The organism is Paenibacillus sp. WG02 (assembly GCF_055396115.1).
Map to the genome: position 1 here is coordinate 2,417,127 of NZ_AP036016.1, position 12,343 is coordinate 2,429,469.

Below are 12,343 nucleotides of genomic sequence, written 5' to 3' on the forward strand. Positions count from 1 at the left end.
TGATTGGGCGACGGAGCTGAATTATTTGTTATCACAGAGATGGAAGTGGTTAGTAGAAAGTTCTTTGGGACGAGCGTCCGAGAGCCCATTCGGGAGCATTTGGGCAATTGAAAAAGAAAGCTAATGTAAATCATGGTTCTCTTTTTCTCTTACCAAATCATAGGAGATAAAAGGATTTATAGAATCGGATAGGAGGAATTAGGATGAACACGAAGACAAGTCCTACAATTCATATTGCAGGTGATTATTTAGATCTTAGTCAATGGTCGATGTGGTCTGAGATGGTAATCGAATCAACGACGGCGAAATTAAAGCGATCCCACTGGTATGCGTGGGATCGTTTTTTTTTGACTTAGCCGTCTGTACCTGTAAAACTTGCTTGCACACCTAGAATTCGGGGGCAATATGACTTTTTGCATCATAGCGGAGAAATGAATCAAGGTCCAAATAGCGGAAAAACGGTACTTTTAACACCAATTTGGGTATTCAAATGCTCAAAAATGGTGTGCTATGATCCTCGTGTTAGCAAACCAAATACATGGGAGGAATTATTCGATGAAATCAAAATAGGGGATTATGGCGATTCACTGATTGTTATGTAAACGTATACACACGCAAAAGCAAGCGTTAAAGGGTATTTTTTATTAACAATATGAAAGGACGTGACCCTGTTTGAAGAAGATGAAACGTTTAAGCCTCTTATTGTCTCTAAGTTTAGCTTTTAGTATGTTTGGTTCTATAGTTGCGGATGCAGCAGCGCCGGAAGGCGTTACCCATTCTAGAATGATGCCCGTCGACACTCTTGCCAATCACGGTTCTACTATGGTGGAACTGCCAGATGGCTCGCTCTTCTCTGTGTGGTTTAACGGTAATGGCGAAAGAGATGGGAATTTAACTAAACTAATCGGTTCTCGCTCGAAAGATGGTGGTAAAACTTGGACAGAACCATTTGTTGTTTATGATACATGGGATTTCCCAGATAACAACCCGGTTCTTTTTGTAGATAGCCAAGAAAGACTATGGTTGTTCTACGGCGTCATTTACAATGGACAATGGGTATCTACTCAAACTAAGTTTATGTATGCCGATAAGGGCAGCTATGAGTATGACGCTCGCAATGGCGGAAATGCGAAGTGGCACTATCCACAGCCAATCTACACCAATGTTGGGGATGGCATGGTTGGCGAAGGTAAGTACTCAAATGGACAGTGGACCTATGGCATCAAGGGTGCTGATATTAAGTTTGTGAAACCAAGTTCAGTGACTGCCAATAGTCCTCTGGACCCGTCAAAGTATGTACCAGTAACTTCAAAGTTTGACGCTGCTCCGCGTTATATTACAGACAGCTTTGTTGTCTCGATGAGAAATAAATATGATCAGTACATTACATATTTGAATTCCGCAAAGCCTTACGATGATGTATATGAAGGTAGAACAGCTGAAGTTGTCAATTTGCTTACCACTGGAGTCTTTACTCCGAATGGTACTGGTGGTTATACCAAATATGAGCCGCCAATTATTAAAAATTCAATTGAACGTGCTTCTGGTGCAGATAATAACGTTAATACATGGGGACCCATTTACCGTAGACTTGGATGGCAAACCAAAAATAAACCGATTGAAGTAACACTTGCAGATGGCGTAACCAAAAGATTAATTTTGCCGTTATATTCGGATTCGTTGTCAAATTCAGTTTGCGCGTATACCGACGATCACGGCATCACCTGGAAATTTAGTGACCCTATTGTAGGATCAGGTACGATTCAGGGCTCGCTGATTCGAATGAATAATGGCACGATTCGCGGTTACTTTAGAAGTGGTAAGTTAGATGGCAGAAACGGACGCATGGCATGGCACACTACATACTCAGAGTCAACCGATAACGGAGTAACGTGGAGTGTTCCGAAAGTCGATCCTTACTTGAAAAATGATGGCGGCTTTGAACTCTCCAAGCTTCCAAATGGCGACTGGTTGATAGCTACAAATCAAGAAACCGCACGCGGCGTAGTTAAGCCTACTCAAGACGGTAATAGAAGTTCTTTCAGTTTATTGATTTCTTCCGATGAAGGATTGCATTGGAAGCCGATCATGATTAAGGATGGCATGAACAATGGTGAGACCTATGAATATCCATCGGTTGTCGTTGACAGTGCTGGGAACGCTTTGATGAACTACACTTATAAAACACCATCTGGCCCAACGATTGGCTTCTCTAAAATTGCAAACAACGAGATTGGGACGTTATTTAGTTCTGTTACGACAGCAACTTACGGCGCTGGACTTACACTGACTGATGACAGTGTTACAAAATTGTCGACAATTGTACTGAACGTAGGAGAAACTACGCCACTCAAGTACAACCTAACGATAGGCGGAGAATCGTCCGATGCAGCAATCAATACACTTACTTTGACTTCAGATTTGGCTGCTGTAGCTACAATTAACTCCACGACCGGGGTCGTGACTGCACTTAAAGCAGGAACTGCAATGATAACTGCTGTAAGCAACCAATACGGAACAATTTATAAATGCATCATTAAAGTTAACTAAGTTACCCATTGAAAGGAGTAATGTAGATGAAAGGGAAATTCAAGTTACTAACTACACTGACTGTTTGTGCGGCGATCTCTGTAACAAGTATAGTTCCTGCTGCCATGGCTGCTCCTACGGGAACATTTAGCTATTCTGATAAAGCTGTAAGCATTTTCAATCCAATCAAGGATAATGGTGCTACAGGCGACCACGTACACGGTTCCAGCATTGTAGAATTGCCAAGCGGAGAGTTGTTATGTGTATGGTTTCAGGGAAATGGCGAACGAGATGCGACGACGACACGGATTATGGGAGCACGATCAACGGATGGTGGAAAAACGTGGTTGACACCGTTTGTAATGACCGATGCACAAGATATTGCTGATATTAATCCTGTCGTATACGTTGATTCCGGCGGCCGTCTCTGGTTTTTCTGGTATCCCGTGTTGGCGGGCAGATGGCAAACTTCCCAACCTAGATATGCTTATGCCGAAAAAGGCAGCTATGAGCTTGAAAAGGTTGGCAACAAAGTGCCTAACTGGACTTTTTCCGAAAATGTTGGGATTAAACTAGGTAAAAACATTGGCGGTACAGTCAATCCAGACAGCCCAGACGATAATATAAGTCTGTCGCTCGATGATAGACCTGGGGCAACAACAAGACCTTCTTGGGCCACTGCACCTGTTGTAGCGCGCCCAGAGTTGGCAAAAGGTTTCGTGAATACGATAAAAGCCAAGCTTGCTGAGCAAAAAGAGTATTTGTTCAAACCAGTTGCAGATGGCGGAGCAGGTATGAGCCGTAAAGTAAATGAAGCTGAATTTAATGGTCTAGTCGCGCAGACTATGCAGCTTATTGGCGGGGACCCAACTAAATATCTGTACGCTCCGACCGTAGCGGACGTAATTTATCAAGATCGTTCAGGTTACCCGTATGCTCGTCGGATCGGCTGGCAGACCAAAGATAAGCCGTTTGCGGTAGATCTTGGCAACGGCAAAGTTCGTTTGCTTCTGCCCCTGTATTCGGATGTCCTGGAAATGAGCATTATGGCATTTACAGAGTATGATCCTTCCAAACCTCTTGCGGATAACTCGGTTCGTTGGGAGATGAGCGAGCCTATAGTAGGTGTCGCCAACATTCAGGCCACGATGGCTCAAAGAACAGACGGCACTATCGTAGCTTATATGCGTGATAACGGTCCAAGACCTTATCGAGTGGTGTCTTCCGAGTCCAAAGATAAGGGATTGACATGGTCAACGGTCAAGGACGTTCCTGAACTGCAGGATCCAGGTGTAGGTCACGACCTTCTGCAGCTTGAGAGCGGCAATTGGGTGTTCGTTCACGTAGATACGGAATCGGGCCGGAACACGTTGGCTGTTGCCCTTTCAGATGATGAAGGAAAGACATGGAAATATAGAAAGCATCTTGTCCTGGATACAAGAAGCAGTACGGGAAGCTACCATTACCCTGCTGTAACGCAAGGCGTGAATGGGGATATCCTGATCAGCTTTAGCCGGTTTTTCTCATCTCTGGATAAGGACTCTGCTAATCAATCCTTGGGCAATTATAAGAATATTGCATTTGCGAGAGTTACCGAGGACTGGATTAAGCAGGGTGATACTGTAAACATTATCAGGGAATATGAAAGCTTTGATCGTGAAATTGCAGTTCCTGCATCTTTCAATATCAGTACTGCATCCGATAGTGCAATTAAAGCCCTGTTCCCATCTACAATTAAAGCATATACCTCCTATAGACCGGGGGCAGCGAACGGTGTGCTTCCTTCAGTTGATTTGCCGGTGAATTGGGATGTTGCAGCTATTAAAAAGGATTATAAACTTAATTCTTTAATTAGCAGCATTACCGGCGTTGTTGATGAGACAAAGCTTCCGCAGGGTGTAACAAGCGATATGCTGCCGTTCTTCAAAGCACAATTGAGAGTATATCTCTACGTTGATCCGGCAGCGATTGCTGCGCAAACGGTGGATCTTGAAAAGAAAAATATTGCGATAGGCATAGGAAACTCTGAACGACTTGTTGCAACCGTATCTCCTGCCAATTCAAGTAATAAAACAATTTTGTGGAGTTCCAGTGATTCCAGTATTGCCATGGTAGATGAGTTAACAGGTCTGGTTACAGGTGTAAGTAAAGGGAAAGCGGAAATTACTGCGACAACGCTGGACGGCGGCTTTGTTGCAACAACGAGAGTCGTTGTTGTCCCAGGTAATGCTAGCAGCAAGTAGTAACTGTGTACAGTCAGGGCTGAGGCTGTTTCTCTAGGAAACAGCCTCTTTGCCGTTATATAAATAATATTCGAGAAGAAGACCGCTTCCCTAAGCTGGGAGCGGTCTTCTTGTGTCACGAAGATTACTCCGACCTTGCAGGCTGATATTATTGGTGACTGGCGCGAAGAAGTGCTCCTGCCTACAACGGATAGCTCGGAATTGAGAGTTTGCAGCACGAACATCATCAGGGATAGGTTTATGGATGAGTTACCGTGATTTTTTATTGTGCATTATGACTTTTTGCATCATAGCGGAGAAATGAATCACGATCCGAATAGCGGAAAAACGGTGCTTTAAACGCCAATTTGGATATTCAAATGCTCAAAAATGGTGTGCTATGATCCTCGTGTAAGGCAATCCAATTACATGGGAGGATTTATTCGATGAAATCAAAAAAGGGGATTATGGCAGTAACTGGTTCATTACTAGTGCTAACAAGTGTGCTTAGCGGTTGTGGAAGCAGTTCAACGACTTCAACGAATACTTCGGCGACTCCGGCAACTACTGCTGGTGCGGCAAGCACGCCGGCGGCGTCGGCACAGCCACTATCGCTGACTTGGATGAGGTATGAACACCCATCGCAAGCTATCGTGGCCAATTCAAAAGCCGTCCAGGAAATTGCTAAGCGTAAAAATGTAAAACTAAATCTTCAAAGTGTCCCTCAAAGCAACTACGATGATAAAAAGAAAACGTTGATCGCAACAAATACACTGCCTGATGTGATGCTTGTCAAACAGGATGATATCCAGAACTTTGCCGACACGGGAGCATTCCTTGATTTGACACCTTATTTGGACAAAATGCCAAATCTGAAGAAAGTCATTTCCCAGCAGCCAGAGATTAACAAAAACAAAATTGACGGTAAGCTTTATGGATTCCCGCTTGTAGCGAATTGGCAGGGAGTTGGCGGCCAGCTTTCGATGATCCGTACGGATGTGCTTGATAAGCTAGGTTTGAAAAAGCCAACTACTTATGATGAATTGTATCAAGTGATGAAGAAAATGAAAGAAGCGAATCCAGATTCCTATCCTTTTGCTGCTCGTGCTGCGAATGGACTCACAGGAACTGAAAATCTAATCAATCCAATTTCATTCGCATTTGGAAGCGGATACACAACCTTTAACGGAACGAAAGTATACTACGAGCCGAAAGAAAAACAATACAAATTCGGTCCGGCTATGCCAGAGTTTAAAGAGGCTATCACATTCTTGAATAAACTCTACAAAGATAAGCTTCTTGATCCGGATTATGCTACGGCTACATCGCAAATTTGGCAAGAAAAGCTAAATGCAGGTAAATCCTTCTATTTCCAAGATAATAATGGTTTCGCTGGCACGTTTAATATCAATCTGCAGAAGAAGGATCCGAATGCTAAGTTTGATATGTTGGATACCATGACATCGCCTAGCGGTGCAAAGCGTAACCTGATCTATGCACTTGGTCACTTGTCGGAATCGTACGTAATTAATGCGAAAGTAAAGAATCCTGAACAAGTTGTTCAATTCATGGATTGGTTCTACTCCCCAGAGGGAATTGAGGTTACAAACTTCGGTAATAAAGGCGAAGATTTCACTGGTGAGAATGGCGATTACAAAGTGACTGACGCTGTTGTCAATAAGTATAAGGACAGAACGCCAAGTCCGGTTTATGCGCTGCAATCTGAGTATGGCACGGGCTATCTGGGACTTGCTATAGATAATGACGATCATGCTGGATTACCTTTTAACTCCAAGGAATGGGTAGATTGGAACGCGAAAGCATCTAAAGCTTTGGCTGCAGGCGAAAATGTTCAATTCGTTAACGACCCTCCATTTACAAAAGAAGAGCGTGAGAAGCTGAAACAAATCCGTACACAACTTGACGCTTACCTGACTCAAAACATGGATAAATTTATTGTAACAGACGGTGCACTGGGTGATTGGGATAACTTTGTAAAACAACTCAAAGCAAAAGGTGCAGATGAGATCGTCAAAATTTACAACGATGCCTTAGCCCGCGTGAAGTAAAGATCGAAGTTCATGCGAGTAGAGAGGGCAGGTTGCTAAGACACACTGGGCAGCCTGTCCCTTTATTTTCCCGGAAGGAGTGGAGATATTTGACACCAATTGTTGAGATTAAAAAAAATACACCAGTTGTTGAGATTAAAAAAAATATCCGTAAGAGCATGCCACTGTATCTCATGTTTCTATTACCGTTTGCCTATTTTGTTATTTTTCACTATGCACCTATGGTTGGGAATTTGATGGCATTTGAAGATTATTCGATCGTCAAGGGTTTCTTTCATAGCCCGTGGGCAGGGACGAAGTATTTCCGCCAATTTCTGACGGATCCGTATTTTTGGCAAGTGGTTCGCAATACAGTGCTCATCAACCTCTATTCACTCATTTTTTATTTCCCATCTTCTCTCGTGTTCGCTTTATTGTTAAACGAGCTGCAACAAAAATTTTTCAAAAGGTTTATTCAAAGTGTCACGTATGTTCCACACTTTCTGTCTACCGTTGTAGTCGTAGGTATGCTGGTTAACTTTCTCTCCATCGATGGTCTCATTAATGAAGTGATTAAGATTTTTGGCGGGGAACCGAAGACATTCATGTCCATGCCGCAGTGGTTTCGAACCATTTATGTCGGATCTGAAGTTTGGCAAAATCTTGGTTGGAACTCCATTATTTATTTGGCGGCATTGACTGCTATCGATCCGCAACTGTATGAGGCGGCGACGATGGACGGGGCAAATCGATGGCGCAAATTGCTACACATTACACTGCCTGGGATTTCAACCGTCGTCACGATCATGCTGCTTTTGACTGTGGGTAAAATGCTTTCGGTCGGATTTGAGAAAATTTTATTATTGTACAGTGGTCCCACTTATGAAACCGCAGATGTTATTCAAACATTTGTTTATCGTCGAGGGTTGATTGACAGCGACTTTAGCTTCGCAGCGGCTGTAGGTATTTTCCAATCTGTACTGGCCTTTGCGCTCGTTGTATCAGCGAATCAAATTGCCAAGAAAATAAATGGATCAAGATTGTTCTAGCGGAGGGGATTGAGATGCAAAGTCGTAAGTTTTCTTATTTCGATACAATTAACATCATTTTTATGCTGGCTATGATCTTTATTACCCTGTATCCGCTTTATTATATGGGAATCATATCGATTAGCTCCGGGTCATCGGCTAGCAGCGGTGAAGTATTTTGGCGACCTATAGATATTAATTTTAAAGCCTATAGTGTCATTCTAAATGATCCTGCCATTGTGCGCTCCTACGCAAATACCTTTTTTTATACGGCCGCTGGAGTGCTTATTAATTTGGCGATGACGGCTCTTTGCGCATATCCTTTGTCGCGAAAGCATATGTATGGACGCTCATTTCTTGCTTTGTTTGTTGTGTTCACCATGTTCTTCGACGGTGGTCTCATCCCGCGTTATATGGTGGTTCATGCGTTAGGAATGGTCAATACGGTTTGGGCAATATTAATTCCGACTGCGATCAATGTTTTCAATATGATCCTTATGAGAACATTTTTTGAAGATATTCCAGAAGCACTGCACGAGTCTGCGATCATGGACGGCGCCGGAGAATTTCGAGTTTTCACAAAAATTGTCCTGCCACTTTCTTTGCCTGTCATGGCTACAATGTTTCTTTTTTACGCGGTAGCTCATTGGAATAGCTTCTTCCCTGCACTCATTTACTTAAATGATAAGGAACTGTACCCGATGCAAATCATTTTGCGTAATATCGTCATTTCGGGAGATATGGCTACACAATCCGCACAGCTTGGCGCAGCAGAAGCGGGGCTGGCTGTCATGACGGAAAATATTAAATACGCATGTGTCTTCGTTGCCATCTTACCCGTGCTTGTCATTTACCCGTTTGTGCAAAAATATTTTGTGCAAGGAGCCATGCTTGGATCTGTGAAAGGTTAGATGCTTCAAAATATCATAATCATTGAAGGGGGGATAACATGTCTGTTGAAACGAAGCTACATTTAATAGGAAATGCCCATTTGGATCCGATTTGGCTATGGCGATGGCAAGAGGGGTATGCGGAGATCAAAGCGACTTTTCGTTCCGCTTTGGATCGATTGAATGAGTTTCCTGATTTTGTATTTACATGCGCTTGCGCCGCTTACTACAAGTGGGTTGAAGAGAATGCTCCTGAGATGTTTGCCGAAATCAAGCAGCACGTTGCTGAGGGACGCTGGGTTATTACAGGCGGCTGGTGGATACAACCGGATTGCAATTTACCCTCAGGGGAATCATTTGCTAGGCATAGCTTATATGGACAACGGTATTTCATGGAAAAGTTCGGGGTAATGGCGCAGGTCGGTTACAACGTAGATTCGTTCGGTCATCATGGCATGATGCCACAGTTATTGAAGCAGGGTGGAATGGATTACTACGTATTCATGCGTCCTGGGGCGCATGAGAAGACATTGCCGCACGATTTATTCTGGTGGGAATCGGAAGATGGCAGCCGTGTTATGACATTTAGGCTCGCGGACAGCTACGGCAATTGGGCGAGCAATGGAATGGAAGATAAGATATTAAACCACAGAAATATGGCAGTAGCAAGCGGTCATGCCTTCATGTCTTTCTATGGTGTTGGTAATCATGGCGGGGGACCGACAATTGAGAACCTTAAGCTCATCCATGAGATCCAACAGCGACCTGATCTGGACGACATTCAGTTGAGCTCTCCTAATCATTACTTTTCAGAAATGATGCAGTACGAACCGGACATCCCTGTAATTAAGGATGAAATGCAGATGCACGCAGTCGGTTGTTACTCAACACACTCGGAATCAAAGGCTACCAACCGCCGAGTGGAGCATCGGATGCTGACTGCCGAGAAATTTTCTACACTTGCCAATTTGACGCTTAGTTTACCGTATCCGTCAGAAGCACTTAATAGGGCTTGGGAAAATGTCATGTTCAATCATTTTCACGATATTATGGGTGGCTGCAGTATAAAGGAAGCTTATGACGATGTTCAGGAATTTTATGGTGAAGCGTTAAGTATTGGAGCAAAAGCAATAAACGCTGCTCTTCAAAAGATTTCCTGGTCGATTAATACGATGAAACCAGGAGTGAAATCCTTAAGCAAGGAAAAGGATTGGCAGCTTTGGGAGCAAGATGATCTTGGTTCACCTCTTGTGGTTTTTAACCCATTATCGTGGGAAGTGGAGGCACCTATTGGAATTAACAAGAAGCTGGGCTGGTGTGACAGATGCCGCAGGCAATCCCTTGCCGATTCAAACGATCAGGGCATCTCGGACAAATACCAGTGATAAATGGGATACGTTAATCACGGGGCGAATTCCGGCTTTTGGCTATCAGGTGTATTGGGTATTCCGAGATAAAGCTTGCGATCCGATGGAACCGAAAGGGGCCGCTCGAGCTGAGGGTTGCTTCTTAGAGAATAATAAGCTATTCGTTGAACTCGATCCGGATACAGGATATATCAGACATGTCATTGACAAGCTTAATGGTTGTAGAGAAGTACTGGCTGGAGACGGAGCGGTGCCAATCGTCTTGGATGAGAGCCACAGCGATACATGGGGACACGGTCTGACACAGTATCGCGATGAATGGGGACGTTTTTGTAACGCTGAATTAATAGTGCTTGAAGCAGGACCTCTGAGGGCAACGATTAAGGTGATTAGTCATTACGGAAATTCTATTCTACGTCAGGATATAAGCTTATTACATGACAGTTCCAACTTGCATGTAAAGGTAAGACTTGATTGGAGAGAACATCATAGGATGCTGAAGCTTGCCTTTCCTGTAAATGTCGAGCAGCCGCGTGCAGTGTTTGAAATTCCTTACGGCTACATTGAACGTCCGGTCAATGGAAACGAAGTGCCTGGACAAATGTGGGTGAATGTATCGGGTTATGAGCCTGGTACAGCAGAAGGAATTGAACCTTCTACAGTCGGTCTTTCTCTGATCAACGATACAAAATACGCTTACGATGTTCTAGATAATGAATTAAGGATGACCGTAGTGCGAAGTCCGATTTATGCGGATCATTTTGGCGAACGTGATGAACAAGTGGAATATATGGATCAAGGTGTACAGGAGTTTACCTACATACTCTCACCTCATGCCGGCTCGTGGCAGGATAGCGGCGTTGTACGAATGGCATACGAGTTGCATACTCCGCTGCAGCAAGTGTGGGAAACGTACCACGAAGGTAATTCACCGCAAGTTTCGGAGGGTATTGCGATTTCTTCCGAAAATGTTGTGGCTGTGGCCTTTAAACGGGCTGAAGACGGGGATGGATGGATTCTACGCTGTAATGAGACTTATGGAAGAGAAGTGGAGACAGATCTATTCATTCCTGCACTGAAACGCAGTTGGCGAAGTTCCTTTGGCAAGTGTGAAATTAAAACGTTTTTTCTTCCTGACTTACAGCATGAGCCCGTCAAAGAAGTGAATTTTGTGGAAATGAAAAATATGAATGAGAGAGAGCTGTCACATGAAAATTAACAATCCTAACGGCGTATGGCCAACCATGATTACCTTATACAAGGAGTCTGGAGAAATTGATTTTGATGCAATGGGACGTATGGTTGACTGGTTTATTCAGAACAAGGTTGACGGATTATTTGCTGTATGCCAGTCAAGCGAGATGTTCTTTTTGAGTTTGGAAGAGCGTGTGAAACTTGCCGCTTTTATCGTGGAGAAGGCAGCGGGAAGGGTTCCCGTCATTGCTTCGGGGCATATTTCAGACTCGCTGGAAGATCAGGTTCGAGAACTGACAGCGATTTCAGAAACAGGAGTTGAGGCTGTCATTCTGATTTCGAACCGATTAGCAGAACAACATGAGTCCGATGACGTGTGGAAGGCTAACGCTCAGAAGCTAATAGAAAAGCTGCCGGAGCATATTGCGTTTGGCATCTATGAATGTCCGTTCCCGTATAAACGACTATTAACACCTTCTGTATTGAAATGGTGTGCAGATACCGGAAGATTTTTCTTCTTGAAGGATACCTCTTGCGATGTGGAGATGATCAAAGAAAAGCTGGAAGCGATTAAAGGAACATCATTAAAGCTTTACAATGCCAATACAGCTACGCTTTTGGAAACATTGAAGCTAGGCGCTGACGGTTACAGTGGGGTGATGGCGAACTTTCATCCAGACCTGTATGCATGGCTTCTACATAATTGGGAGAAGCAGCCTGAAGAGGCACAGCGTTTGAGTGATTTACTAAGTGTAGCTTCATTTATTGAGCGGCAGTTATATCCGATAAACGCTAAATACTATCAGATGAAGGAAGGAATCAGCTCGAATTATCGCTCGCGTGCGAGAAACCAGGATGAGTTTACAGCCACGAATAAAGCGGAAGTCGATCAGCTATACCGTCTTTCCAAGGAGTTATCTAAGCAATTCTCAGCTGTTTCGACGCTTTGAAGCCTATTTCAAACCGTATGAGCTGAAAACGTTCCGCATTCTTTTGGCCTAGGTTATCAATTCAGGCAAAAATAGAAAAATGAAGGCCACATGAAGTCACTCTACGCAGTAGGCG

General features: G+C 43.7%; 10 protein-coding genes. All 10 read left to right on the top strand.

Annotated elements, in window-relative coordinates:
- The first annotated feature begins 203 nt into the window (after positions 1–203).
- The 10 genes from ACBP55_RS10925 to ACBP55_RS10970 all read left to right on the top strand — a co-directional run bounded on the left by ACBP55_RS10925 (position 204) and on the right by ACBP55_RS10970 (position 12,228).
- On the top strand, positions 204–356 hold the full coding sequence (locus ACBP55_RS10925) for a hypothetical protein (protein ID WP_464651461.1): 153 nt from the start codon (positions 204–206) through the stop codon (positions 354–356).
- A 325-nt stretch (positions 357–681) separates the two neighbouring features.
- The gene (locus tag ACBP55_RS10930; protein ID WP_464653285.1) at positions 682–2,550 is read left to right on the top strand and encodes an exo-alpha-sialidase; all 1,869 of its coding nucleotides are present in this window, start codon (positions 682–684) and stop codon (positions 2,548–2,550) included.
- A 26-nt stretch (positions 2,551–2,576) separates the two neighbouring features.
- A complete protein-coding gene (locus ACBP55_RS10935; protein ID WP_464651463.1) occupies positions 2,577–4,772 on the top strand; it encodes an exo-alpha-sialidase in 2,196 nt (731 codons plus the stop codon).
- Between the two features lie 66 nt (positions 4,773–4,838).
- The gene (locus ACBP55_RS10940; protein ID WP_464653286.1) at positions 4,839–5,030 is read left to right on the top strand and encodes a rhamnogalacturonan lyase family protein; all 192 of its coding nucleotides are present in this window, start codon (positions 4,839–4,841) and stop codon (positions 5,028–5,030) included.
- Positions 5,031–5,197: 167 nt separating this feature from the next.
- Positions 5,198–6,820, top strand: coding sequence for an extracellular solute-binding protein (locus ACBP55_RS10945; protein WP_464651464.1), 1,623 nt, complete (start codon positions 5,198–5,200; stop codon positions 6,818–6,820).
- An 89-nt stretch (positions 6,821–6,909) separates the two neighbouring features.
- Positions 6,910–7,848 (top strand): ABC transporter permease, encoded by a 939-nt coding sequence (locus ACBP55_RS10950; protein ID WP_464651466.1) that lies wholly within the window; start codon positions 6,910–6,912, stop codon positions 7,846–7,848.
- Between the two features lie 14 nt (positions 7,849–7,862).
- Positions 7,863–8,738: a carbohydrate ABC transporter permease gene (locus tag ACBP55_RS10955; protein ID WP_464651467.1), complete on the top strand. Its 876-nt coding sequence runs from the start codon at positions 7,863–7,865 to the stop codon at positions 8,736–8,738.
- 38 nt (positions 8,739–8,776) lie between these two features.
- A complete protein-coding gene (locus tag ACBP55_RS10960) occupies positions 8,777–10,102 on the top strand; it encodes a glycoside hydrolase family 38 N-terminal domain-containing protein (RefSeq protein ID WP_464651469.1) in 1,326 nt (441 codons plus the stop codon).
- Positions 10,008–11,303 carry a glycoside hydrolase family 38 C-terminal domain-containing protein gene (locus ACBP55_RS10965; protein ID WP_464651471.1) on the top strand — a complete coding sequence of 432 codons (1,296 nt, stop codon included), beginning with the start codon at positions 10,008–10,010 and terminating at the stop codon, positions 11,301–11,303. The genes ACBP55_RS10960 and ACBP55_RS10965 overlap by 95 nt, the downstream gene beginning before the upstream one ends.
- On the top strand, positions 11,293–12,228 hold the full coding sequence (locus tag ACBP55_RS10970; protein ID WP_464651473.1) for a dihydrodipicolinate synthase family protein: 936 nt from the start codon (positions 11,293–11,295) through the stop codon (positions 12,226–12,228). Before ACBP55_RS10965 ends, ACBP55_RS10970 begins: the two co-directional genes overlap by 11 nt.
- Positions 12,229–12,343 lie beyond the last annotated feature (115 nt).